This window comes from Pectobacterium versatile (assembly GCF_003932035.1).
Classification (GTDB): domain Bacteria; phylum Pseudomonadota; class Gammaproteobacteria; order Enterobacterales; family Enterobacteriaceae; genus Pectobacterium; species Pectobacterium versatile.
This window is the reverse complement of record NZ_CP034276.1, coordinates 3,007,283-3,030,802: the sequence shown is the minus strand read 5'-3', so window position 1 is coordinate 3,030,802 and position 23,520 is coordinate 3,007,283. Positions and strand designations below refer to the sequence as shown.

26 protein-coding genes are annotated in these 23,520 nt (G+C 50.2%); 16 read left to right on the top strand and 10 right to left on the bottom strand.

What is annotated here, in order from left to right:
• Positions 1-98 precede the first annotated feature (98 nt).
• On the bottom strand, positions 99-1,019 hold the full coding sequence (locus EIP93_RS13720) for a Kdo(2)-lipid IV(A) acyltransferase (protein ID WP_125232841.1): 921 nt from the start codon (positions 1,017-1,019) through the stop codon (positions 99-101).
• Between EIP93_RS13720 and EIP93_RS13715 the strand changes: the two genes are divergently transcribed.
• The gene (locus tag EIP93_RS13715) at positions 1,018-1,251 is read left to right on the top strand and encodes a hypothetical protein (RefSeq protein WP_125232840.1); all 234 of its coding nucleotides are present in this window, start codon (positions 1,018-1,020) and stop codon (positions 1,249-1,251) included. The two genes, EIP93_RS13720 and EIP93_RS13715, sit on opposite strands and share 2 nt — an antisense overlap.
• A gap of 29 nt (positions 1,252-1,280) precedes the next feature.
• Here the strand turns inward: EIP93_RS13715 and EIP93_RS13710 are convergent, their stop codons facing one another.
• Complete coding sequence (locus EIP93_RS13710; protein WP_125232839.1) at positions 1,281-2,375, bottom strand: NADH:flavin oxidoreductase/NADH oxidase; 1,095 nt, start codon at positions 2,373-2,375, stop codon at positions 1,281-1,283.
• A 216-nt stretch (positions 2,376-2,591) separates the two neighbouring features.
• On the opposite strand from EIP93_RS13710, the gene trhO reads away from it, so the two are divergent.
• Positions 2,592-3,659 carry an oxygen-dependent tRNA uridine(34) hydroxylase TrhO gene (gene trhO / locus EIP93_RS13705; RefSeq protein ID WP_125232838.1) on the top strand — a complete coding sequence of 356 codons (1,068 nt, stop codon included), beginning with the start codon at positions 2,592-2,594 and terminating at the stop codon, positions 3,657-3,659.
• 73 nt (positions 3,660-3,732) lie between these two features.
• Here trhO and EIP93_RS13700 read toward each other — a convergent pair whose 3' ends face one another.
• The 6 genes from EIP93_RS13700 to pyrC all read right to left on the bottom strand — a co-directional run bounded on the left by EIP93_RS13700 (position 3,733) and on the right by pyrC (position 7,582).
• On the bottom strand, positions 3,733-4,308 hold the full coding sequence (locus EIP93_RS13700) for a YceI family protein (RefSeq protein WP_105879755.1): 576 nt from the start codon (positions 4,306-4,308) through the stop codon (positions 3,733-3,735).
• A gap of 29 nt (positions 4,309-4,337) precedes the next feature.
• The gene (locus EIP93_RS13695; protein ID WP_039471531.1) at positions 4,338-4,892 is read right to left on the bottom strand and encodes a cytochrome b; all 555 of its coding nucleotides are present in this window, start codon (positions 4,890-4,892) and stop codon (positions 4,338-4,340) included.
• Between the two features lie 458 nt (positions 4,893-5,350).
• Complete coding sequence (bssS, locus tag EIP93_RS13690; protein ID WP_039489011.1) at positions 5,351-5,605, bottom strand: biofilm formation regulator BssS; 255 nt, start codon at positions 5,603-5,605, stop codon at positions 5,351-5,353.
• 241 nt (positions 5,606-5,846) lie between these two features.
• Entirely contained in the window at positions 5,847-6,104 is a 258-nt protein-coding gene (locus tag EIP93_RS13685) for a hypothetical protein (RefSeq protein WP_010297192.1), read from the bottom strand.
• An 88-nt stretch (positions 6,105-6,192) separates the two neighbouring features.
• A complete protein-coding gene (gene dinI, locus EIP93_RS13680) occupies positions 6,193-6,432 on the bottom strand; it encodes a DNA damage-inducible protein I (RefSeq protein ID WP_010297195.1) in 240 nt (79 codons plus the stop codon).
• Between the two features lie 106 nt (positions 6,433-6,538).
• Positions 6,539-7,582: a dihydroorotase gene (gene pyrC, locus EIP93_RS13675; RefSeq protein WP_109226108.1), complete on the bottom strand. Its 1,044-nt coding sequence runs from the start codon at positions 7,580-7,582 to the stop codon at positions 6,539-6,541.
• Positions 7,583-7,766: 184 nt separating this feature from the next.
• Here pyrC and EIP93_RS13670 point away from each other — a divergent pair, with 184 nt between their 5' ends.
• Positions 7,767-8,054, top strand: coding sequence for a putative quinol monooxygenase (locus EIP93_RS13670; protein WP_103860399.1), 288 nt, complete (start codon positions 7,767-7,769; stop codon positions 8,052-8,054).
• A 62-nt stretch (positions 8,055-8,116) separates the two neighbouring features.
• Here EIP93_RS13670 and rne read toward each other — a convergent pair whose 3' ends face one another.
• Complete coding sequence (gene rne / locus EIP93_RS13665) at positions 8,117-11,404, bottom strand: ribonuclease E (RefSeq protein WP_125232837.1); 3,288 nt, start codon at positions 11,402-11,404, stop codon at positions 8,117-8,119.
• 594 nt (positions 11,405-11,998) lie between these two features.
• Here rne and rluC point away from each other — a divergent pair.
• Entirely contained in the window at positions 11,999-12,955 is a 957-nt protein-coding gene (gene rluC, locus EIP93_RS13655; RefSeq protein WP_039480293.1) for a 23S rRNA pseudouridine(955/2504/2580) synthase RluC, read from the top strand.
• Positions 12,956-13,016: 61 nt separating this feature from the next.
• On the opposite strand, the gene EIP93_RS13650 is transcribed toward rluC, so the two are convergent.
• Positions 13,017-13,601 (bottom strand): Maf family protein, encoded by a 585-nt coding sequence (locus EIP93_RS13650; RefSeq protein WP_103939985.1) that lies wholly within the window; start codon positions 13,599-13,601, stop codon positions 13,017-13,019.
• Between the two features lie 140 nt (positions 13,602-13,741).
• Here EIP93_RS13650 and yceD point away from each other — a divergent pair, with 140 nt between their 5' ends.
• The 12 genes from yceD to holB all read left to right on the top strand — a co-directional run bounded on the left by yceD (position 13,742) and on the right by holB (position 23,514).
• Positions 13,742-14,266, top strand: a complete 525-nt coding sequence (gene yceD / locus EIP93_RS13645) for a 23S rRNA accumulation protein YceD (RefSeq protein WP_095699871.1) — start codon at positions 13,742-13,744, stop codon at positions 14,264-14,266.
• Positions 14,267-14,278: 12 nt separating this feature from the next.
• A complete protein-coding gene (rpmF, locus tag EIP93_RS13640) occupies positions 14,279-14,449 on the top strand; it encodes a 50S ribosomal protein L32 (RefSeq protein WP_005970518.1) in 171 nt (56 codons plus the stop codon).
• 29 nt (positions 14,450-14,478) lie between these two features.
• Positions 14,479-15,525 (top strand): phosphate acyltransferase PlsX, encoded by a 1,047-nt coding sequence (gene plsX / locus EIP93_RS13635; protein WP_103860402.1) that lies wholly within the window; start codon positions 14,479-14,481, stop codon positions 15,523-15,525.
• Positions 15,526-15,531: 6 nt separating this feature from the next.
• Positions 15,532-16,485, top strand: a complete 954-nt coding sequence (locus tag EIP93_RS13630) for a beta-ketoacyl-ACP synthase III (RefSeq protein WP_125232836.1) — start codon at positions 15,532-15,534, stop codon at positions 16,483-16,485.
• Positions 16,486-16,502: 17 nt separating this feature from the next.
• Entirely contained in the window at positions 16,503-17,432 is a 930-nt protein-coding gene (gene fabD / locus EIP93_RS13625; protein WP_103860404.1) for an ACP S-malonyltransferase, read from the top strand.
• A 14-nt stretch (positions 17,433-17,446) separates the two neighbouring features.
• Positions 17,447-18,181, top strand: a complete 735-nt coding sequence (gene fabG, locus EIP93_RS13620) for a 3-oxoacyl-ACP reductase FabG (protein WP_010276180.1) — start codon at positions 17,447-17,449, stop codon at positions 18,179-18,181.
• A 154-nt stretch (positions 18,182-18,335) separates the two neighbouring features.
• Complete coding sequence (gene acpP / locus EIP93_RS13615; RefSeq protein ID WP_005970506.1) at positions 18,336-18,572, top strand: acyl carrier protein; 237 nt, start codon at positions 18,336-18,338, stop codon at positions 18,570-18,572.
• A gap of 82 nt (positions 18,573-18,654) precedes the next feature.
• Complete coding sequence (gene fabF / locus EIP93_RS13610) at positions 18,655-19,896, top strand: beta-ketoacyl-ACP synthase II (protein WP_107332689.1); 1,242 nt, start codon at positions 18,655-18,657, stop codon at positions 19,894-19,896.
• A gap of 127 nt (positions 19,897-20,023) precedes the next feature.
• Positions 20,024-20,821: an aminodeoxychorismate lyase gene (gene pabC, locus EIP93_RS13605; protein ID WP_119158758.1), complete on the top strand. Its 798-nt coding sequence runs from the start codon at positions 20,024-20,026 to the stop codon at positions 20,819-20,821.
• A 14-nt stretch (positions 20,822-20,835) separates the two neighbouring features.
• Positions 20,836-21,855 (top strand): endolytic transglycosylase MltG, encoded by a 1,020-nt coding sequence (mltG, locus tag EIP93_RS13600; RefSeq protein ID WP_116586773.1) that lies wholly within the window; start codon positions 20,836-20,838, stop codon positions 21,853-21,855.
• Entirely contained in the window at positions 21,845-22,504 is a 660-nt protein-coding gene (tmk, locus tag EIP93_RS13595; protein ID WP_103183659.1) for a dTMP kinase, read from the top strand. The genes mltG and tmk overlap by 11 nt, the downstream gene beginning before the upstream one ends.
• On the top strand, positions 22,504-23,514 hold the full coding sequence (gene holB / locus EIP93_RS13590; protein ID WP_125232835.1) for a DNA polymerase III subunit delta': 1,011 nt from the start codon (positions 22,504-22,506) through the stop codon (positions 23,512-23,514). The genes tmk and holB overlap by 1 nt, the downstream gene beginning before the upstream one ends.
• Positions 23,515-23,520: the final 6 nt, after the last annotated feature.

The window sequence follows — 23,520 nt, the reverse complement described above, 5'->3', positions numbered from 1 at the left end:
TAGTGGTGTGAAAGATAAAGCAACGGCAATCCATCGCTGTTGCTTTTTTTCGTCTGTCATAAGGTGTCGCAATTCCTGAAGCTACAGGGGTGCATTAGTTAATAAAGGGACGGTTCACCTTCTGGGCGGGTTTTGAAACGGCGATGTAGCCACATGTATTGATCTGGGGCGAACAGAATATTCTTTTCAACAACCTTATTCATCCAGGCTGCGGTCACGGTTTCATTCTCTACAGGTGCACCCTGTTCAGCAGGCTGAATCAGTAATTCATAACCTTTTCCTTCAGGCAGTCGGCGTGGCACAAATGGGACGATTGCCGGATGCGCCGTTTTTATCAGCATATAGCTCCCGCGGGTGGTTGCTGCGGTGTCTACGGCAAACAACGGGGCGAATACGCTACTGCGCGGGCCATAATCGTGATCTGGGGCATACCAGATGATGTCCCCCTGTTTGAGGGCGCGTATCATGCCCTTAAGATCTTTTCTGTCCAGCATGGATTTATTGGAGCGCAGCCTTCCCCACGTCTGTAACCAGTCAATCAGCTTGTTATCATTCGGACGATACACGCCGATTCCTGGATTGTGCATACCAAAAACGCGTGCACCGAGCTCCAGCGTTAAAAAATGCAGTCCGATCAGCAATACACCTTGCTCCCGTTCGTTCTCAGGGCGTATGTGCTCAAGGCCTGTTACCGTAAACCAGCGTTCGAGACGCCAATTCGGCCAAAACCAGGCCATACCCGTTTCAACTACGCCCATGCCGACCGATTCGAAATTCTGCCTGACTAACTCATCACGCTCGGCCTGTGGCATGTCGGGGAAGCACAGTTCAAGGTTGCGAGCGGCAATCTTGACGCGCTTTGGCAGCAGGCGCATAGCCAGATAGCCGAGCGCGGTACCGATACGATAAATAACGGGGTAGGGCAGCAAAACGATCAGGTAAAGGATACCGATGCCCAACCAGGTGAGCCAGTAGCGCGGATGTAGCAATGAACGATTAAAAGAAGGGATTTGTGTCATGGCCTCAGTATCAATATTTTGGTGCTGGTCAGCACGCGAACCGTTAAAAAGAATCGAGTTAATGATTAACTGCAAGATAGATTATTGCGGTGCTTTGCCAATAAAACAAACTATTGCCGTCTTATTGACTGATTTTTATACAGAAAGCGGCAGTAATCGTACCATCTCCAGAGAATGGTTTTTGACTTTTGGTGGCATAGAGCGTGGTGAAATGGGGAAGAGGCGACCCTGAAAGAATCGCCTGACACACCATGTTTAGCGTTACTGTTTGAAAATGCCTCTGGCGTAGCGTGGTTCACTACGCCAGTACTGTGCAGGGGCGTAGACCTGTGCGCCGAGTCTGGCGGCCGCATGCCACGGCCAGCGAGGATCGAAGAGTATCGCGCGAGCCAGCCCGATAGCATCTGCCTCACCGGTTGCAACGATCGCTTCAGCCTGTTCCGGTTCGGTGATCAATCCCACGGCGATGGTCGTAATGCCAACCTCTTGCTTAATTCGCTGCGCATACGGCACCTGATAATTAGGTGCCGGATGAATCTGTTGCAACGGTGATAGCCCGCCGCTGGAAACATGGATGAAGTCGCAGCCCAATTCGTGCAGTGCTTTACTGAGCTGTACGGACTGTTCCAGATCCCAGCCGCCTTCCACACCATCTGTCGCAGAAATGCGCACACCAACGGCTTTATGTTCAGGGAAAACGTCGCGTATCGCGCGGTAAATTTCAATGACCAGATGCATTCGATTTTGAAGCGAACCGCCATAGCCATCCGTGCGCTGATTTGTCAGCGGCGAAAGGAACTGGTGCAGTAAATAGCCGTGAGCAGCGTGAATCTCTATCAGATCAAAGCCGAGACGGTCTGCACGTTTAGCCGATTCAACGAACGCGTCAATTAGCGCACGGATTTGCGGTTCTGACATGGCCTGTGGTGTCGCATCACTGGCGTTGTAAGGAACAGCCGATGGCGCGATAGTCTGCCAACCACCCTGTTCCGGGCGCAGAAATGCCCGTCCGCTCCACGGAACGCCCGTTGAGGCTTTGCGACCTGCGTGCCCCAACTGGATGCCGAGGGGAATATCAGAATAGGTTTTGACAGACTGAATTACGTTGGCAAGGGCTTGTTCGGTTGCGTCATCCCACAAACCAAGGTCGTGTGGGGAGATCCGACCTTCTGGCGAAACCGCGGTAGCTTCGATAATGAGCAACCCAGCGCCAGAATGTGACAGGTTACCTAAATGCATCGTATGCCAGGCTGTCGCCTTGCCGTCCTCAGCCGAATACTGGCACATGGGGGCAATGATAATTCGGTTGGACAGTTCGAGTTTACCAAGTGATACGGGGGAGAAAAGCTGACTCATAATGACAGATCCTTCGATGATGATACTTCATGAAAGCGAAAATGAATCCCAGAGGTCATTGGTTTACGGTAGATCACTCTTTCTCGTTGCGCTATTCATTTCATGCCCTGACAGCTTCAGCGCTATCAGGTATGATGCCGGGCGATTCGATGTATCGAGCGATAGCTTGATATTGAACGTCACATGCTAACCTCAATGAAGACAGGAACGTACACCATGCCAGTGTTACATAACCGAATTTCTAATGAGGAACTGAAGGCGCGTATGCTTGCGGAAACCGAGCCGCGTACCACAGTTTCCTTCTATAAATATTTTACGATTGACGATCCAAAAGCCTTTCGTGATTGTCTGTATATTCAGCTTGAGCAATATAAGGTCTTCGGGCGCATTTATATTGCCACTGAAGGGATTAATGCCCAAATCAGCGTGCCCAATAATCAGTTCGATACCTTTAAAGCTGCATTGTTCAGTGCGCATCCGGCACTCGATCAGATTCGCTTAAATATCGCTCTGGAAGATGACGGGAAATCGTTCTGGGTATTGCGTATGAAAGTACGCGAACGGATTGTTGCCGATGGCATTGACGATCCTACCTTTAACCCAGCGAATGTTGGGCAATACCTGAAAGCCGATCAGGTTAATGCGATGGCTGACGATCCTGATACCGTGTTTGTCGATATGCGCAATCATTACGAATATGAAGTCGGGCATTTCGAGAATGCACTGGAAGTGCCGTCGGATACGTTTCGTGAGCAGTTACCGATGGCTGTGGAAATGCTGGATGAGGCGCGTGATAAAAATATTGTCATGTACTGCACGGGCGGTATTCGTTGCGAGAAGGCCAGCGCCTACATGCTGCATCATGGCTTTAAGAACGTGTATCACGTCGAGGGCGGTATTATCGAATATACGCGTCAGGCTAAAGCTCAGGGTTTACCGCTGAAGTTTATCGGCAAGAATTTCGTGTTTGATGAACGGATGGGAGAGCGTATCTCTGATGATGTTATCGCGCATTGCCATCAGTGCGGAGCGTCGTGTGATAGCCACACTAACTGCCGTAATGAAGGGTGCCATCTTCTGTTTATCCAATGTCCGAGCTGTGCCGCAAAATACGAAGGTTGCTGTAGCACGCAGTGTCAGGATGAAACGAAGTTGCCGCTCGAAGAGCAAAGAGCGATACGCAGCGGGCGTGAAAATGGGATGAAAATCTTCAATAAATCCAAAGGATTGTTACAGTCAACGTTGCACATTCCTGCACCGGTAGCGAAAGATAAGGCTGAATAGCTAACGGCTCATCGTGCAATAAAAAGCCCTTTCCAATGGAAAGGGCTGTGTACTGTTGATGCGTGGTGCCGCCTTATTTCTGGCGAACGCCTTCAACGGCAATAATCAGTTCTACATCCTGTGAAGCTGGACCCAAATCGGTCGTGATGTTGAAGTCTTTCAGCTTGATAGTACCTTCGGCTTGAAACCCTGCACGATAGTTACCCCACGGGTCATCACCCTGACCAATGAGTTTGGCATCCAGCTTAACGGGCTTGGTGACGCCATTTAAGGTCAGGTTGCCGGTAATATCGTACTCTTCACCGTCTTTCTTCACTTCAGTGGATGTAAACGTTGCCTGTGGATGCTTGGTAACGTTTAAAAATTCGGCACTGCGAAGGTGCTTGTCACGTTCAGCGTGGTTAGTGTCAACGCTGTTGGTGTTGATAGTGACATTCACTTTATCCGCTGATGGGTTTTTTTCATCAAAGGTAAAAGCGCCATCGAAATCGTTAAAGCTGCCGTAAAGCCAGCTATAACCGAGGTGTTTAATGCGGAATTCAATAAACGCGTGCTGGCCTTCTTTATCGAACTTGTACTCTGCCGCCAGTGCAGAACCGGCAGAGGCAAGCATGGATACTGCGGTCAGGCTCAGTAGTGTTTTCTTCAGCATTGGTATTTCTCCATAAATCCAGAAAGTTAAGGAACGTTGCGACCCAACATCCGTTTCAACGTGTTATCACCATCGATAAAGTGGTGTTTTAATGCGGCTAAACCGTGCAGTGCTGATAAGGCAACCACCGCCCATGCAAGATAAAGATGCACGTCGCCTGCTATATCGGCCTGATCCGTCAAGCCGCTGACAATGGCCGGAATAGAAAACCAGCCAAAAACTGAGATGGAATGCCCTTCGGCAGTGGAAATGAGATATCCACTAATGAGAATGGCGAAAAGAATGACATAAAGCGCAATATGAGCCAGCGTCGCGCTGACGCGGGTTAATGTGGAGTAGCTTTTCAACGGCGGAGGCGGTGGGGAGATAAAACGCCACACTACGCGAAAGATTAAGATGGCAAAGAACAGCACGCCAATGGCTTTGTGAATCTCTGGGGCACGGTGATACCAAATATTGTAGTACCCTAATGTGACCATCCACAGCCCTAAAGCGAACATGCCATAAACGGTTAACGCTGCAATCCAGTGCAAAAGAATGCTGATATGGCCATAACGAGAAGAGGTATTACGCCAAAGCATGGTGATAGCTCCTTATCAGATCGGTAACGTAGTCAATCCGGCGAAATTTAACAGGAAGAAACATAAAATCAATATAAACTTTCAAATTGCAACATTATCATAAACATGAGCAATTTTTTTGAATTTAAATTCATAATTTATTCAGTTTGGTTATTGAAGTTATTTACTGGAAATAGATATTTCTAATGCCTGTTTTCAGGCGAAGGATGAATGAAGACGACAGTGAAATAAATTAATGGCACTGGAAATGGGCTCTATTAGTTGAATAATTATGTAGCAGGTGATTATTAGTATAAGAGCCGGTGGGGGTATAAGAACAGATAGGTTCGACTTAATTGATTGATGGATATAAAAAGAAATGAGAATAGCCCTAAAATAACAACACCGCCTATTGGCGGTGTTGTTATTTTAGGAAAATCAATGGGTATTGAATATAATATTAATAACGTTATCAATTACTAATGTTTTCGATAATCACTGGCGTCACAGTCTGTAGATTCGATTTTTGCAATACCGGCTTCAAGTATGTGTATCAGTTGCCTTGCAACATCGGTCGTTAGCCAAAGCGTCCGGTCTACATGTGCTTCATCTGGTGCTTGGTCCGAGGTGGATAAGTAGTGCAAACGGATCATCATGGCGTCATAACTGTCAACGGTGCTGATGTCCCAACCTACAAGAGGATGTGTCTGAATAACTTCATTTTCTCTATCCATAAATACCCCTTATTGACTAGTTACTAACATGAGTGACTAACGAGGCTTCTGGTGGCTCATTATTTTTAAATGAACATTATCAGTATACTGCTGCTTATTTAATTTATGGGAAATATTTTCAATTTTTCGTAAAAAAGATTACACAGACAGGTATGGCTAAGGGATAGGAGATGCGTTAGATGAAATATCGGGATGAACAGATTTTCATCCCGAAGGTGTTGTTAACAGCGGCGAAAGAGCATTATTCCACACCAAATCCTGCATTTTTCTCCAATGCGGCAGCAAGTCGAGCAAGGTATTTCTTCATTGCAGGATCCCGGTTCTCATTTTGAGATTCGAGTGCCAGATTGTGAATCATCAGTTTGTTTGCTTTTTCATCAAGGCAGAATGCCAGGGATGAAAAGGCAAGTTCCAGAGCGTCTATCTTGCGTTGTTGCTCGCCAATCAGCTCCAGCAGTTCCCCGAATGTCATTGCCTCTTCTGGTTTTTCTACCGTCATAACAGATACCCTCGGTCATAGCACATGGCGAATTGCCGCTTTAAACTGCCATTACAGCCTATATCTTCGTTATTTTTCAAGCTTTAGATTACTCTGCGGTAAACCAGTCGTCGGCGCTTTCCCACGTTTCCTGCAAGATTTCAGAGATACGATCTTTGTCCTCTTTGCCTGCCCCCATGACTGTCAGGTTATTTGCGGATGCATAACGAACTTGAATGGGGGTGTCGGGATAAATTTTGTGAATACGCTTTTCCAGCTCATGCCTGAGTGCGTCGACTGCACCGGCGGGTAAAGGCGTTGTCTTTGCAAGAGTGATTTCTACGCGCATGCTGACCTCCAAATTTTAAACTGTTTATTTATACAGTTATTGTGAGTGGAGAACAAGACACGCAATAAAATTTAGCCCATCGGCATAATGCGGATGGGCTTGTCGATTAACGGACTGACCAGTTGAGGCTTTGGCCAGCCAGGAAGGGGATTAGCGATTCGTCGCCGAGAGCGATTTCTTCGGGGAACGTGACGGTTTCACGATGAAGCTCAATCCAGCTGTCGTTTACCGGTAGGCCATAAAAACGTGGGCCGTTCAGGGAGCAGAATGCTTCGAGTTTATCCAGCGCGTTCATTTCTTCAAAAACGGTGGCGTAGGTACTTAATGCCGCCTGAGCATTGAACACACCGGCACAGCCGCAGCTGGACTCTTTTCTGTGTTTTGCATGGGGCGCGGAGTCAGTGCCGAGGAAAAGCCGGTCACAGCCGCCAGCGACCGCTTCACGTAGCGCCTGCTGATGCGTATTGCGTTTTAAGATGGGCAGGCAATATAGGTGGGGGCGAACGCCACCAACCAGCATATGATTGCGGTTAAACATCAGATGCTGCGGTGTAATGGTTGCGGCGAGATAATCGTTACCTTCAACAACATACTGCGCGGCTTCTTTCGTCGTAATGTGCTCAAGGACGACCTTCAACTCAGGGAACTGTTTGCGTAATGGTTCCAGCACGGTTTCGATGAAGCGCGCTTCCCGATCGAAAATATCAACGGCAGAGTCGGTAACTTCACCGTGGATGAGTAACGGCATGCCAATTTTCTGCATTTTTTCTAGAATGCCAGAAATATTGGCGACGCTGGTGACCCCATGGCTAGAGTTCGTTGTCGCATTGGCTGGATAGAGTTTGGCTGCAGTAAAGACGCCTTGCTCAAAGCCACTCACGATTTCGTTGGCATCAAGCGCATCGGTCAGGTAGCACGTCATCAGCGGATGAAAATCATCACCCTGTGGGACTGCGGCCAAAATACGTTGACGATACGCGATAGCGCTGGCTACGCTGGTAATTGGCGGCGTCAGGTTAGGCATAACAATCGCACGGCCGAAGAAACGGCTGGTATAGGGGAGAACGGTTTCCAGCATCTGATCGTCACGCAGGTGAATGTGCCAATCGTCAGGGCGACGGATTTTAAGAATAGTGGGCTGTGCGGTCATGGAATTGCGCTCCGGCGGTCAGTAGAAAAACATCGTCTTTCGGTTGGTTTTGGGACTGATACGGCGGGGGATAAGGATAAGCGTAAAGCTATTTGAATGCATCCGTTTGTTGATGAATGCTTGAAATTAACCGTGGATTGGCATTTGATAGCATTATCTTTTCATTGATAAATAAGGGATGTATATGGAAATTCGTATTGTGGCCACTATTCAGGCAAAAGCAGAGTTCATTGCAGATGTTACTGCGACGCTAAAACGTTTGGTATCGCCAAGCCGACAGGAAGCAGGCAATGTGCAGTATGATCTGCATGAAGTTGTGGATAAACCCGGTTTGTTTGTGTTCTTCGAGCGTTGGAAGAATCAAGATGCAGTGGCATCACATGGGCAGAGTGAGCACTTTAAACGCTTCTTGGTGGAACTGGATGGTAAAACAGACAGTGTAGATATTAAGACGTTGAATTTTTTAGGCTAACGACAGTTCCTGAATAAAAAAACACCCGCCAATTGGCGGGTGTTTGTCTATAAAAAACAGGATTACTCGCTGACCGGCGTAGGCTTGGTTGCTGGCGCAGTTGATTGGTTAACTGCAGCATGACCGCCTGCCGAACCTTTTCCTGAGAACGGATAGTCTGGACGTACCCAATCACTGTGTCGAGCAGGCTCAGCATGGTATGCCGGTGCTGGCGCTTTAGTCATTGGCGCTGTCGCATGGAGCTTATAGCGAGGCTGATCAACAACCGCTGCTGCTTTTGTTTCGCTCAATACCGGCTCTTCCACAACCTGCTGTTCGCTGGTCGTAGTTACAGGCTCATCCTGAACGCTTTGCGGCGGGCTGATTTCCTGTACTGCGGGAACCTCAGGGGTAGAAACTGGCTCTGCCAGATCGGCTTTCTCGATTGAATTAGCGTCAACGGTTTGCACATCTTCAGCGACCTGAGTCGCGACAGTATCAGCAGCTTGTGCTTCCTCAACGGCATTCACGGCAACTGCAGCGATAGCATCATCGATAGCGGTGTTCTCGGTAACTGGCTCGATGGCGGTTTCTTCGCCAGCGGTACTCACCTCGACATCCGCTACATTGCCATCCTGAATAACATCGGCAGACTGTGCTGTTGCGGTTACAGCGACTTCTTCCTGAACCACTGCTTCAGTAATCGCAACGTTTTCAACCGCGTTGGATTCCACTGTGTCTGCTTGTGCAGTCACGGCGGTTTCGACTACGGCTGGTAACAGCGGTGTTTCAATTGCTGCAACGTTCTCGTCCTGCTGATGCTGGCTTTCAGCCTGCTGCGGCTGTGCAAGAGGATAGCTAACCCACACTTTTCCTGATGCCATTTCCGGTGATGCGGCAGCAAATTCCAACTGCATTGGCGACTGAGACGGGTAACGCTCATCACGATAGCGGCGACGGCGCTGGCCGCTGACGCGCAGGTGACGCGGCGAACGACGTGAACGACGCGGCATACCGCCATTCTCAGCATTGGCACGATTTGCATCGTTTTGCTCGTTATCGACCTCGTTATTGTCTACCGCAGCATCGTTTGGCTTGACGTAAGATTGAGTCTGCTCGGATGCTTCAGCAACAGGCGCAGTGTTATCAGAGAGGGTATCCTGCTGAGTTTCAGACTGGACACGTACCTTCTGCGTCAACTGACGGCGTTGACGGCGTGGCATAACCTGAGTTGGTGTATCCTGCTCGGCTGCATTGTCATCAGAATCATCAATGACTGGCTGTGCTTTTGCCTCAGCCGGAGCCTGTCGGCGCTCATCCTGACGACGACGCTGACGCTCGGCACGTGGTTCACGACGCGGCTGTTCTTCAGAACTGGATTTCTCCGCATTTTCCGCAGCGCGTGTGTCAGTAACGGCTTCCTCGTTTTGTCGCTTATTACGGCGCGGGTCATCACGCTGTTCACGATTGTCACGATTGTCACGATTGTCACGATTGTCACGATTGTCACGTGAGCCACGATCGCGGCGATTGTTACCCTGACGGCGTGAGTTCCGACGTTCAGAACGCTGACCCTCAGTAGATTTCTCTTCTTCTGCTTTCTTATCGTCAGCAGCATCCACTGTTTTTTCAACAGGTTCAGAAGCGAATACGCCTTTCAAGGCACTGAGGAAACGGCTAAAGAGGCCCGGTTGAGCATCCTCTGTGGCTTTTGCTACAGCAGGCGCCGCTTTGGCCACTGGAGGCGTGGTTTCCTCTGGCATTTCAGCCATGCTAAACGTTGCTAAAGCTGGTTGTTCAGGCTGTTTACGCTCGATCGTTTGTTCGTCTTGCAACTGCTGCGTTTCCGTTTCCAAACGCTGAGGCAGCAAATAGCTGAGCGTCGGTTTTTCTTCGCCTTTACGGACGCGAACAACGGAGTAGTGCGGTGTCTGCATACCGTCGTGTGGCACGATGATCGCGCGCACGCCGCCTTGACGTTTCTCAATGGCGTTAACGGCATCACGCTTCTCGTTCAGCAGATAAGACGCAATCTGAACTGGAACAATCGCGTGGACTTCTTTGGTATTTTCTTTCAGCGCTTCTTCTTCGATCAAACGAAGAATAGACAGTGAAAGTGATTCATTGTCACGAATTGTGCCTGTGCCGCTACAGCGTGGGCAGACGTGGTGGCTGGATTCGCCCAGCGAAGGGCTCAGACGCTGACGCGACATTTCCAGCAAGCCAAAGCGGGAAATCCGGCCGATCTGAATACGCGCACGATCCTGACGTACAGAGTCGCGAAGGCGGTTTTCAACTTCACGCTGGTGACGAACTGGTGTCATATCGATGAAGTCGATAACGATCAGGCCACCGAGGTCACGCAAGCGCAACTGGCGGGCAATTTCGTCCGCGGCTTCAAGGTTGGTATTGAACGCCGTTTCTTCAATATCACCACCGCGCGTTGCACGGGCGGAGTTGATATCGATTGCTGTCAGCGCTTCGGTCGTATCGATAACGATAGAGCCACCGGACGGCAGGCGAACTTCACGCTGGAAAGCCGATTCGATCTGCGATTCGATTTGATAGTGGCTGAAAAGCGGAATTTCGCCACTGTACAATTTGATTTTGCTACTGAAATCGGGGCGACCCAGCGCAGAAATATGTTCTTTCGCCAGATCGAGAATTTTTGGGTTGTCGATCAGGATTTCGCCAATGTCCGGGCGCAGATAGTCACGGAAAGCGCGGACGATCACATTACTTTCCTGATGGATCAGGAACGGCGCAGAGCGGCCTTCAGCGGCTTTTTTGATCGCGTCCCAGTGTTTCAGACGGAAAGCCAGATCCCATTGCAGCGCTTCAGCGGATTTGCCCACACCAGCGGTACGAACAATAAGCCCCATGCCATCGGGCAGTTGCAACGATCCCAACGCTTCTTTGAGCTCGGTACGATCGTCACCTTCGATACGGCGTGAAATACCGCCTGCACGAGGGTTATTCGGCATTAAGACCAGATAGCTGCCTGCCAGGCTGATAAAGGTGGTCAGTGCCGCGCCTTTGTTGCCACGCTCTTCTTTGTCTACCTGAACAATGACTTCCTGACCTTCACGTAACACGTCTTTGATGTTAGGACGACCATGGGAAGAATAGTTGTTAGGGAAGTATTCGCGAGCGATTTCTTTAAGAGGGAGGAAACCGTGTCTTTCAGCGCCGTAATCAACAAAAGCCGCTTCAAGACTGGGTTCGATGCGAGTGATTTTACCTTTGTAGATATTTGCTTTCTTCTGCTCATGACCTGGACTTTCGATATCCAAATCATACAGCCGTTGACCATCAACCAAGGCAACACGCAACTCTTCTTGCTGAGTTGCGTTAATTAACATTCTTTTCATCTTCAACTTACTCGTTATTTTTACTTGCATTATTGATAGAGCTGCGGACAAAAGAACCGCATGACCGGAGTGAACCGATGGTCTCGTGGCTTATCGCAGGGACGTCAACCTCCCGGTTGTCGCCTGCATAGAGACGCATGTTTCGGTAGCCTGTGTTTCCTGATGGAAAACAGCGCATTTACTGAGGGAACAGCTTCTGAATTATGTCGCCAGATCTGATTCCATTTGCCGGCCAAGCTGCAATCCGCAGCCCGCTAACTGCTTGATTTCACATTACGTCTTACGCCATTGCTGCGTGTGTGCGTCATCAGGCAAACTTAATAAGTTCGCAATTTCCCCTTGTTCTATCGGAAATCCGCGTGGGAAACGCAAAAGCATTATTCCACTGCTGATACCGTTATAGCAAGGTGACTTTGCCTGTCTGTATAAAGATAGTTCTGTTGTTATCACCAAAACGGACAGGGTTTGATGCTATAGCACAACTCACCCGCCCACTTACTCGACAGTGCAACAATATCTTCATAAGTCAGACACACAGTTAAGCACAGAAAAAGAAGTGGCGCTATCGGGTTGCTCTATTTAGAATCGCGCATCATGAAAACAGATAATCCTTCAGTACAATTTGTGACGATCTCCGCAGATGAAGCGGGGCAGCGCATCGATAATTTTTTGCATACCCACTTAAAGGGTGTGCCTAAAAGCATGGTTTACCGTATCTTGCGAAAAGGTGAGGTAAGGATAAATAAGAAACGGGTCAAACCTGAGTATAAATTGCTCGATGGTGATGTCATTCGTATTCCGCCTGTTCGACAGGCAGAACGCGATGAAACCCCTGTTTCTGCCAGTCTTGGTAAAGTGGCGGCGTTGGCCGAGTGCATTATTTATGAAGATGACTACCTGTTGGTGCTAAATAAGCCTTCGGGTACAGCCGTTCATGGCGGCAGTGGCTTAAGTTTTGGCGTGATTGAAGGGCTGCGTGCTTTACGTCCTGAAGCGCGTTTTCTGGAATTAGTACACCGCCTCGATCGCGATACCTCTGGCGTTTTGCTGGTTGCAAAAAAACGTTCTGCCTTACGTTCTCTGCACGAACAGTTGCGGCTGAAAGGCATGCAAAAAGACTATCTGGCGCTGGTTCGTGGCCAGTGGCAGTCCCACTGCAAGGTTGTTCAGGCTCCACTGTTGAAAAATATCCTGCAAAGCGGTGAACGCATAGTACGGGTAAACAGCGACGGTAAACCGTCAGAAACGCGCTTTAAAATAGAAGAGCGTTTTGAACACGCGACGCTGGTGCGGGCTAGCCCTGTTACTGGGCGTACGCACCAAATTCGTGTGCACGCGCAGTATGCCGGACATCCGATAGCATTCGATGACCGTTACGGCGATCGCGAATTCGATCAGCAACTGGTAGGTACAGGCCTAAAACGTCTATTCCTTCATGCACAAGCGCTGCGTTTTGAACATCCGAACACAGGTGAGACGCTGAGAGTCGAAGCACCATTGGATAGTGGATTGCGTCGCTGTCTGCAAGCGCTGCGCAAGACAAAAGCATAACCTCGCATACCTACATGACTTTATTTGTCGGGATAGCGCTTATCGGCTATCCCAGTTTATTTTATATCGTCAGTGGATTCACGCCTTCCTTTTGTAGCATCTGCGTTAACGCGATTAGTGGCAACCCAATGAGCGTATTAGGATCCCGCCCAGATAGCCGTTCAAAGAGGGTAATGCCCAATCCTTCGCTTTTAAAACTGCCCGCGCAGTTCCACGGCTGCTCTTTCTCCAGATAACCGTCAATTTCCGCTTCCGTTAGCGTACGAAAATGCACGTCAAATGGCTCTGCGAGGCTCTGTATTTCCTGGGTTGCGCTATTGAATAGCGCTAAACCCGTAAAGAAGGAAACACACTTTCCGCTGGCCTGCTGTAACTGGCGTGTTGCGTTACCCTTATTATGCGGTTTTCCTGTTATCGCGTTCCCAAGGACGCAGACCTGATCGGAACCAATAATCAGATGATTGGGGTAGTGAGCGGCCAGCACTCGCGCTTTGCTTTCAGCAAGGCGGATCACGAGATCGACAGCGTTTTCGCCGGGGCGAGGGGTTTCATCGATGTCTGGCGATGCGCAAACAAAGGGGATTGCCAGCTTTTCCAACAAGGCTCGGCGATAAGGTGACGTTGAGGCGAGGACAATCTGCTGCATAATTTTTTGATAAACCGTAGCGTAATGATGAAAGGCATTTTAAACTGTGCGCCGCTCTGGAAGCGAATATTGGTGAAAGGTGGTGCATCACTGCCTTTTTCTTTGACTCTATGTCGTTACGACGTTAATATGCGCGCCCTATGCAAAAGGTAAAATTACCCTTAACCCTTGATGCGGTCCGCACTGCTCAGAAGCGTTTAGATTACGTTGGTATCTATTCAGCTGAACAAGTAGAGCGTGTTGCCGAATCAGTGGTGAGTGTGGATAGTGATGTTCAGGCCTCTTTATCTTTCAATATCGATAATCAGCGTCTGGCGGTGATTGACGGTAACGCTGACGTTACTGTCACTCTGATGTGTCAGCGTTGCGGAAAGCCGTTTGAACATCAAGTCCATGCGACATTCTGTTTCAGCCCGGTCGTCAATGATGAGCAGGCCGAAGCGTTACCGGAAGCGTATGAGCCGATCGGCGTCGATGGTTTTGGCGAAGTCGATCTGCTGGCAATGATTGAAGATGAAATTATTCTGATGTTGCCTATCGCCCCGGTGCATGATTCTGAACACTGTGAAGTGTCCGAAGCGGATATGGTATTTGGTCAACTGCCTGCAGAGGCGGAAAAACCGAATCCATTTGCCGTATTAGCCAGTTTAAAGCATAAGCAATAAGGAGTAAGGTCCATGGCCGTACAACAAAACAAACCTAGCCGTTCCAAACGTGGTATGCGTCGTTCACATGATGCGTTGACTACCGCTTCTGTATCCGTAGATAAAGTTTCTGGCGAAACTCACCTGCGTCACCACATCACTGCGGATGGTTACTACCGCGGTCGCAAGGTCATTGCTAAGTAATTCTTGCGAATTATTTGCAAGGCAATACCTTGACACGCCTAACTCTGGCGTTAGATGCGATGGGCGGGGATTTTGGTCCCTGCGTAACAGTGCCTGCTGCATTGCAGGCACTGGCTTCTAATCCAGCTCTCAATTTGTTATTAGTCGGCGATCCTGCTGCGATTACTCCATTACTTGCCAAAGTCGATTCTGATTTACTTTCCCGCTTAGAAGTTGTTCCGGCGGAGTCGGTTATTGCTAGTGATGCGAGGCCGTCGCAGGCTATTCGTGCGAGCCGTGGTACCTCAATGCGCATAGCGCTTGAGTTGATTAAAGACGGCAGGGCACAGGCCTGTGTAAGTGCAGGCAACACGGGTGCGCTTATGGGGCTGGCAAAGCTCCTGATTAAGCCACTGGACGGAATTGAGCGCCCCGCGTTGGTGTCAGTATTACCTCACCAGCAACACGGAAAAACAGTCGTGTTGGATCTGGGAGCGAATGTTGACTGTGACAGCACGATGCTGGTTCAGTTTGCCGTGATGGGCTCAGTGATGGCAGAAGAAGTGCTGGGACTGACAAATCCTCGGGTCGCGTTGTTGAATATCGGTGAAGAAGAAAGCAAAGGGCTGAGCACTATCCGTGAAGCAGCGGCACAGTTAAAAAAGGCACCATCAATAAATTATATCGGTTATCTGGAAGGCAACGATCTGCTGACTGGAAAAACGGATGTGATGGTCTGTGACGGCTTTGTGGGTAATGTCACACTGAAAACGGTGGAAGGCGTGGTAAGGATGTTCCTGTCACTGCTGAAATCTCCAGCTTCAGGCCCAGGGCAAAAACAAAAGCGATCCTGGTGGTTGAAATGGCTAGGACGTTTGCTACAAAAACGCTTATCAAAGCGTTTCGGTCATTTGAATCCCGATCAATATAATGGCGCATGCCTGCTAGGGTTACGGGGAACTGTAATCAAAAGCCATGGTGCAGCAAACCAGAGAGCGTTTGCGGTTGCTATTGAACAGGCAATGCAGACGGTACGGAGGCAGCTTCCTGAGCGGATTGCCGCCCGTCTAGAAGCGGTATTACCCAAGAGTGATTAAGCGTACATGTATACAAAAATAATCGGAACGGGCAGCTACCTGCCTGAAGAAATCAGGACGAACGCTGATTTAGAAAAGATGGTGGAAACGACGGACGAATGGATCGTCACACGTACTGGAATCCGTGAGCGCCGTATTGCTGCGCCGGATGAAAACGTGGCGACCATGGGATACTGTGCCGCGCAAAAAGCACTGGAAATGGCGAATGTCGATCCTTCTGAAGTCGGTCTTCTGATTGTTGCTACAACATCATCAAGCCATGCTTTCCCTAGCTCAGCCTGTCAGGTTCAGCAACTGCTAGGGATCAAAGACACGATCGCCTTTGATCTGGCCGCTGCGTGTGCAGGTTTTACCTACGCGCTGAGCGTTGCCGATCAATACGTTAAAAGTGGTGCGGTGAAATACGCACTGGTGATCGGTTCTGATACGTTGTCTCGTACATTGGATCCTGAAGATCGCGGCACGCTGATTCTGTTCGGTGATGGTGCGGGTGCCGTCCTGTTAACGCCGTCAGAGCAACCGGGTATTCTTTCTACCCATCTGCATGCCGATGGCCGTTATGGCGAGCTGCTGACGTTGCCACATCAGGATCGTAATTATACGGATACGCCTGCTTACCTGACGATGGCGGGTAATGAAGTCTTTAAAGTGGCAGTGACTGAACTGGCACATATCGTTGAAGAAACGCTGCAAGCGGCTCAACTGGATAAAAGTGAATTAGACTGGCTGGTGCCTCATCAGGCTAACCTGCGCATCATCAGCGCCACGGCGAAAAAGCTGGGTATGGGGATGGACAAGGTGGTTGTGACGCTGGATCGTCATGGTAATACCTCCGCAGCCTCTGTGCCTTCAGCGCTTGATGAAGCGGTGCGCGATGGGCGAATTAAACCAGGGCAACTGGTGCTGCTTGAAGCTTTCGGTGGCGGCTTTACCTGGGGTTCCGCGCTGGTTCGTTTTTAATTAAACAGGATTGTGATATGACGCAATTTGCAATGGTGTTCCCAGGTCAGGGATCGCAGACGGTAGGGATGTTGGCCGAACTTGCTGCAGAATACCCGATCGTCACTGAAACGTTTGCTCAGGCTTCTGAAGCGTTAGGTTATGATTTGTGGCAGCTTACCCAGCAAGGGCCGGCTGAAGAGTTGAATAAAACCTGGCAGACGCAGCCTGCGTTACTGACCGCTTCTGTTGCTATCTGGCGCGCTTGGCAGCAGCAGGGCGGAAAAACACCTGCCCTGATGTCTGGTCATAGCCTTGGTGAGTATTCGGCACTGGTTTGTGCTGGTGTTCTGGATTTCCAACAGGCTGTTCGTCTGGTTGAATTGCGTGGCAAACTGATGCAGGAAGCGGTGCCGGAAGGCACGGGTGCGATGTATGCCATTATCGGGCTTGATAACGATGCCATTGCTAAAGCGTGTGAAGAATCCGCGCAGGGGCAGGTGGTGTCTCCGGTAAACTTCAACTCACCGGGTCAGGTGGTGATCGCGGGCAATAAAGACGCCGTTGAGCGTGCTGGTGCTGCGTGTAAAGCGGCGGGTGCGAAGCGTGCGCTGCCGCTGCCTGTCAGCGTGCCGTCACACTGTGCGCTGATGGAGCCAGCAGCGAAGAAACTCTCTGTCGCGCTGGAATCCGTGACGTTTAATTCTCCGGTCATCCCCGTTGTGAATAATGTTGATGCTCGCATCGAAACCACGCCGGAAGCCATTCGCGATGCGTTGGTGCGCCAGCTTCATTGCCCAGTGCGCTGGACTGACTGTGTTGAATTTATGGCTTCTCAGGGCATTGAGTCGCTGCTAGAAGTCGGGCCGGGTAAAGTATTGACTGGCTTAACCAAACGAATCGTCGATACCCTGACAGCAGCTGCGGTGAACGATCCTGCTTCTCTATCAGCGGCGATTGAGAAATAAGAACGGAGAAGACAATGAGTTTTGAGGGGAAAATTGCACTGGTTACCGGTGCAAGCCGTGGTATTGGGCGTGCCATCGCCGAGACGTTGGTTGCCCGCGGGGCAAAAGTCATTGGTACCGCAACCAGCGAAAAAGGTGCTGAAGCAATTAGCGGCTGGCTGGGTGAGAACGGTAAAGGTTATATGCTGAATGTTGCTGATGCAGCATCAGTAGAAAGTGTATTAGCAGAAATTCGCGCAGAATTCGGGGAAATTGATATTCTTATCAATAACGCGGGTATCACCCGTGATAACCTGCTGATGCGTATGAAAGATGATGAATGGCACGATATTCTGGATACCAATTTAACGTCGGTATTCCGCATGTCTAAAGCAGTGATGCGTGCCATGATGAAGAAACGTTTTGGCCGGATCATTACCATCGGTTCCGTTGTGGGAACGATGGGCAATGCAGGACAAGCTAACTACGCGGCAGCGAAGGCGGGACTGATTGGCTTCAGTAAATCCCTCGCGCGTGAAGTGGCTTCTCGTGGTATTACGGTCAACGTCGTCGCGCCTGGTTTTATCGAAACAGATATGACTCAGGCATTGACAGAAGAACAGCGAGCAGGCATTTTGACGTCGGTTCCAGCTAACCGACTCGGTGATGCTAAAGAAATCGCCAGTGCTGTTGTATTTTTAGCCTCTGATGAAGCTGCTTACATTACTGGCGAAACATTGCATGTCAATGGCGGCATGTATATGATCTAAAAAGCTCGAAAACTATTTGCATTATTTGCGGTGATAACCGCAAAATAGCACAAAATCGTGGTTCAACTGGCCGAGATTTTGTTGCATCTTTTCAAACATTTTATACACTACGAAAACCATCGCGAAAGCGAGTTTTGATAGGAAATTTAAGAGTATGAGCACTATCGAAGAACGCGTTAAGAAAATCATCGTTGAACAGCTTGGTGTTAAGCAGGAAGAAGTCGTAAACAATGCTTCTTTCGTTGACGACCTCGGCGCTGATTCTCTTGACACTGTTGAGCTGGTAATGGCTCTGGAAGAAGAATTTGATACTGAGATTCCAGACGAAGAAGCTGAAAAAATCACGACTGTTCAGGCAGCCATTGATTTCATTCAGGCTAACCAGCAGTAAGCGAACATATCTAGGCGGTCATTCGACCGCCTAAGTTTTTTTGTCCCGCAGTGTCTTTTTTTTCCCTCCCTGGAGGATAAGCGTGTCTAAGCGTCGAGTAGTTGTGACCGGACTGGGCATGTTATCTCCTGTCGGCAATACAGTTGAGTCTACCTGGAGTGCTCTTCTTGCCGGTCAGAGTGGTATCAGCCTGATCGACCATTTCGATACTAGTGCCTACGCAACGCGTTTTGCTGGCTTAGTAAAGGATTTTAATTCTGAGGAATTCATTTCGCGTAAAGAAGCTCGCAAAATGGATGCCTTTATTCAATACGGTGTTGCTGCTGGCGTTCAGGCCATGCAGGATTCCGGTTTGGAAGTAACGGAAGAGAACGCCCCGCGTATCGGTGCGGCTATTGGTTCCGGCATCGGCGGTCTGGGTCTTATTGAAGAGAACCACACTGCGCTGGTGAACGGTGGCCCGCGTAAAATCAGCCCGTTCTTCGTGCCGTCAACCATCGTCAATATGGTGGCTGGGCATCTTACCATCATGTACGGACTGCGTGGCCCGAGCATCTCTATCGCTACGGCCTGTACGTCTGGCGTGCACAATATTGGTCAGGCCGCTCGCATTATTGCTTACAACGATGCGGATGTGATGTTGGCCGGTGGTGCAGAAAAAGCCAGTACGCCATTGGGCGTCGGTGGATTCGGTGCCGCTCGTGCGTTGTCTACGCGCAATGACAATCCTCAGGCGGCAAGCCGTCCGTGGGATAAAGACCGTGATGGCTTTGTACTGGGTGACGGTGCTGGCCTCATGGTGCTGGAAGAGTATGAACACGCGAAAAAACGCGGTGCGAAAATCTATGCAGAAATTGTTGGATTTGGCATGAGCAGCGACGCGTATCATATGACGTCTCCGCCGGAGAACGGTTCTGGGGCTGCGCTTGCGATGGAAAACGCGCTGCGTGACGCGGGTCTGGCAACGAGCCAGATCGGTTATATCAACGCGCATGGCACCTCTACACCTGCGGGTGATAAAGCTGAAACGCAGGCAGTGAAATCCGTATTTGGTGCAGACGCTAGCCGTGTGCTGGTGAGCTCGACAAAATCCATGACGGGTCACCTGCTCGGTGCGGCAGGTGCGGTAGAGTCTATTTTCAGTATTCTTGCTCTGCGCGATCAGTCTGTTCCGCCAACGCTCAATCTGGACAATCCAGATGAAGGCTGCGATCTGGATTTCGTACCTCATGAGGCGCGTCAGGTCAGCAACCTGGAATACGTGCTCTGCAACTCTTTCGGCTTCGGTGGAACCAACGGTTCTCTGATCTTCCGTAAAGTTTGATTGCGATAGCGTTTTAAAAAAACCCGGTCTCCGGGTTTTTTTTTGCCTGCATAAAATCAGACACACCTGCTTGTCTGCAACGCCGCTTTGCTGGCAAGCTGACGACGATGAATGATGCGGAGCTTATATGCTGTGGATTAATGGTCAGTTACAGAAACAGCTTTCGGTACTCGATCGGGGTACACAGTATGGTGACGGCTGTTTTACGACAGCCAGAGTATGCGAGGGCGAGATTGTCTGGCTTGATCGACACGTCGCGCGTCTGCAACAGGCTGCTACGCGCTTGTTATTTCCGACGCTTGATTGGGAAAATTTGATCGCTGAAATGAAGCAGGCTGCGCTGGGGCGGGCGGACGGTGTAGTGAAAGTGATGCTAACGCGGGGTGTCGGCGGACGTGGTTATAGTGCCCAAGGCTGTGCGCAGCCAACCCGAGTCGTCATGCCGGTAAGCTATCCTGCGCACTATGCCGGCTGGCGTGAGCAGGGTATTAGCCTGAATCTCAGCCCGGTGGCGCTAGCTAAAAATCCGCTGTTGGCGGGAATAAAGCATCTGAATCGGCTCGAACAAGTGCTGATTCGTGCGCATCTTGACCAGACCTTAGCCGATGAGACCCTCGTGCTTGACACCTCTGGTGCGCTAGTGGAATGCTGTGCCGCGAATTTATTCTGGCGTAAAGGACATCGGGTTTATACGCCAGATTTATCCGAGTCAGGTGTGGATGGCGTTGCCCGGCAGCATATTATTGCTTTGCTGGCAGATTCTGATTTCGAGCTACAGATCGTCAGCGAACCCTTGACCGCACTGTCTGATGCGGACGAAGTGCTGGTTTGTAATGCATTAATGCCGATCGTCCCTGTAAATCAGGCGCACATCTGGCGTTATCACTCCCGAGAGCTCTATCAATTCCTAAGTCCTGACTGCTAGTAGATGGTTGATTTATGAAGAAAAAGAAAATTGGTTTGCTGATTATCGCTGCTGTTGTGCTGATATTACTGGTTGCGTGGCAGAAAATGCAGCGTTTTGCGGATTCTCCATTGGCTATCGAAAAAGAAGCTATCTTTACGCTTCCTGCCGGTACGGGAAGGGAAGGGCTGGAAACGCTGCTTCTCGATCAGAAAATCATTACTGATGACACATTTTTTCCGTGGCTGCTGCGTTTTGAACCTGAGTTGGCAAAATTCAAAGCGGGTACGTATCGATTTACTTCGGGCATGACCGTGCGCGAGATGCTGGCGTTGTTGTCCAGCGGAAAAGAAGCGCAATTCACCATCCGTTTTGTCGAAGGCTCACGCTTGAAAGAGTGGCTCGTCACGCTGCAACAAGCGCCTTACATCAAGCATTCACTGGCCGATAAAACCGAACAGGACGTCGCCACCCAGTTGGAAATCAACGATAAGACGAACCCAGAAGGCTGGTTTTATCCTGATACCTACTCATACACGGCCGGTACGAGCGATAGCGCTTTGTTGCAGCGTGCGCATCAGCGCATGAAAAAAACGGTGGATGAGGTATGGAAAGGGCGAGAAGAAGGATTACCGTATAAGACACCAGATGAATTGCTGACGATGGCGTCAATCATTGAAAAAGAAACGGCGATCAATGAAGAACGTACTCAGGTTGCTTCCGTTTTTGTCAATCGCTTACGGCTTGGTATGCGCTTGCAGACCGACCCCACGGTGATTTATGGCATGGGTGATGACTATAAAGGCGTGATAACCCGTAAAGCATTAGACACGCCGACGCCTTACAATACGTATGTCATCTCCGGCTTACCGCCTACGCCAATCGCGATGCCGGGGAAAGCCTCATTGGATGCGGCTGCGCACCCAGCCAAAACGTCATACCTGTATTTTGTGGCGGATGGAAAAGGCGGACACAGTTTTACCACTAACCTTGCAGACCATAATCGTGCTGTGAGGGTATACCGCTCAGCGTTAAAGGAACGGGATGAACAGTAAATTTATCGTCATTGAAGGATTGGAAGGTGCAGGGAAGACCACCGCACGCAATATCGTCGTGGAAACGCTGCGCTCACATGGTGTGAAAGATGTTGTGTTCACACGAGAGCCCGGTGGCACGCCGCTGGCGGAGAAGCTGCGAGAACTCATCAAGCAAGGTATGGCCGATGAGAAGGTCACTGACAAAGCGGAAGTCCTGATGTTATACGCGGCCAGGGTTCAACTGGTGGATAATGTCATTAAACCTGCATTGGCGAATGGAAACTGGGTCATCGGCGATCGGCACGATCTTTCTTCACAGGCTTATCAGGGCGGTGGACGCGGGATCGACCAGCAACTGCTGCGCTCACTGCGCGATACTGTGCTCGGTGATTTTCGTCCTGACCTGACGCTCTATCTTGATTTGCCGCCAGCCATTGGCTTGCAACGCGCGCGTCAGAGAGGCGAGCTAGATCGGATTGAGCAGGAGTCGCTGGCTTTCTTTGATCGCACTCGTTCCCGCTATCAGGAACTGGCCGCGGAGGATGACAGCATCCTGACGATCGATGCCTCACAGCCTATTGATGCCGTTAGTGCGGATATTCAGGCGACGTTACAGCAATGGTTGCAGCAACAAGGGTTGCAGCCTGTTGTGCAGGGGCAGGGCTGATGGATTGGTATCCGTGGCTGAATGCATCCTATCGGCAGCTTATCGGCCAATACCAAGCGGGCAGGGGGCATCATGCGCTGTTGCTGCATGCGCTGCCGGGAATGGGCGATGAATCGCTGATTTATGCGCTGAGTCGCTGGCTGATCTGCCAGCGGCCTGATGGAATGAAAAGCTGCGGCCAGTGTCACTCTTGTAACCTGATGACCGCAGGAACGCACCCAGATTGGCATGTGCTGAGCCCGGAGAAAGGCAAGCAAAGTCTGGGCGTCGATCCGGTGCGTGACGTCGTGGAAAAAGTGTATCAGCACTCCCGACAAGGCGGAGCAAAAGTGATTTGGCTGGCTTCTGCTGAGCAACTGACTGAAGCCGCTGCGAACGCACTGCTGAAAACGCTGGAAGAACCACCGCAGAATACCTTCTTTTTATTTGGCTGCCGTGAACCCGCTCGGTTGTTGGCAACGTTACGCAGCCGTTGCCTGTATCACTATCTGGATGTCCCTAGCGAGACGCAGAGCGTGCTGTGGCTGAATGCTCGCCATCGCCATGACAGCAAGGCATTGCGCACGGCATTAAGATTACAATCGGGCGCGCCGCTAGCTGCTGAGGCATTATTGCAGCCAGAGCGTTGGAAGCAACGTAGCGCGCTGTGTCAGGCGTTCTCTGCCGCTCTGGCTTCGCGAGATCAGCTCTCGTTGATACCACAGCTAAATCATGACGATGCTGATGTTCGTATTCATTGGTTGGCTGCGCTACTGCTGGATGCCATGAAATGGCAGCAGGGGGCAAGTGAGCATTGGGTGAATCAGGATCAGATCGAACTGGTTGAGCGTCTGGCGCGTGAACCTTCCGCACATTTGCAGTATGAGCTACAACAGTGGCTGGCTTGTCGGCAAAAATTGCTGACCGTCACGGGGGTAAATCGTGAACTGCTGCTGACGGAACGTCTGCTTGATGGAGAGCGCACGCTTGCTTCATCGGTTAAGCGCGACAGCCACCCTTTTTCTGTTTAATTACTA

Bases quoted from the DNA above. Each gene is read 5' to 3' on its own strand.
- EIP93_RS13715 (WP_125232840.1), top strand. From the start codon at position 1,018: ATGGCCTCAGTATCAATATTTTGGTGCTGGTCAGCACGCGAACCGTTA.
- EIP93_RS13720 (WP_125232841.1), bottom strand. From the start codon at position 1,019: ATGACACAAATCCCTTCTTTTAATCGTTCATTGCTACATCCGCGCTAC.
- EIP93_RS13710 (WP_125232839.1), bottom strand. From the start codon at position 2,375: ATGAGTCAGCTTTTCTCCCCCGTATCACTTGGTAAACTCGAACTGTCC.
- trhO (WP_125232838.1), top strand. From the start codon at position 2,592: ATGCCAGTGTTACATAACCGAATTTCTAATGAGGAACTGAAGGCGCGT.
- EIP93_RS13695 (WP_039471531.1), bottom strand. From the start codon at position 4,892: ATGCTTTGGCGTAATACCTCTTCTCGTTATGGCCATATCAGCATTCTT.
- bssS (WP_039489011.1), bottom strand. From the start codon at position 5,605: ATGGATAGAGAAAATGAAGTTATTCAGACACATCCTCTTGTAGGTTGG.
- EIP93_RS13685 (WP_010297192.1), bottom strand. From the start codon at position 6,104: ATGACGGTAGAAAAACCAGAAGAGGCAATGACATTCGGGGAACTGCTG.
- dinI (WP_010297195.1), bottom strand. From the start codon at position 6,432: ATGCGCGTAGAAATCACTCTTGCAAAGACAACGCCTTTACCCGCCGGT.
- pyrC (WP_109226108.1), bottom strand. From the start codon at position 7,582: ATGACCGCACAGCCCACTATTCTTAAAATCCGTCGCCCTGACGATTGG.
- EIP93_RS13670 (WP_103860399.1), top strand. From the start codon at position 7,767: ATGGAAATTCGTATTGTGGCCACTATTCAGGCAAAAGCAGAGTTCATT.
- rne (WP_125232837.1), bottom strand. From the start codon at position 11,404: ATGAAAAGAATGTTAATTAACGCAACTCAGCAAGAAGAGTTGCGTGTT.
- rluC (WP_039480293.1), top strand. From the start codon at position 11,999: ATGAAAACAGATAATCCTTCAGTACAATTTGTGACGATCTCCGCAGAT.
- EIP93_RS13650 (WP_103939985.1), bottom strand. From the start codon at position 13,601: ATGCAGCAGATTGTCCTCGCCTCAACGTCACCTTATCGCCGAGCCTTG.
- yceD (WP_095699871.1), top strand. From the start codon at position 13,742: ATGCAAAAGGTAAAATTACCCTTAACCCTTGATGCGGTCCGCACTGCT.
- rpmF (WP_005970518.1), top strand. From the start codon at position 14,279: ATGGCCGTACAACAAAACAAACCTAGCCGTTCCAAACGTGGTATGCGT.
- EIP93_RS13630 (WP_125232836.1), top strand. From the start codon at position 15,532: ATGTATACAAAAATAATCGGAACGGGCAGCTACCTGCCTGAAGAAATC.
- fabD (WP_103860404.1), top strand. From the start codon at position 16,503: ATGACGCAATTTGCAATGGTGTTCCCAGGTCAGGGATCGCAGACGGTA.
- fabG (WP_010276180.1), top strand. From the start codon at position 17,447: ATGAGTTTTGAGGGGAAAATTGCACTGGTTACCGGTGCAAGCCGTGGT.
- acpP (WP_005970506.1), top strand. From the start codon at position 18,336: ATGAGCACTATCGAAGAACGCGTTAAGAAAATCATCGTTGAACAGCTT.
- pabC (WP_119158758.1), top strand. From the start codon at position 20,024: ATGCTGTGGATTAATGGTCAGTTACAGAAACAGCTTTCGGTACTCGAT.
- mltG (WP_116586773.1), top strand. From the start codon at position 20,836: ATGAAGAAAAAGAAAATTGGTTTGCTGATTATCGCTGCTGTTGTGCTG.
- tmk (WP_103183659.1), top strand. From the start codon at position 21,845: ATGAACAGTAAATTTATCGTCATTGAAGGATTGGAAGGTGCAGGGAAG.
- holB (WP_125232835.1), top strand. From the start codon at position 22,504: ATGGATTGGTATCCGTGGCTGAATGCATCCTATCGGCAGCTTATCGGC.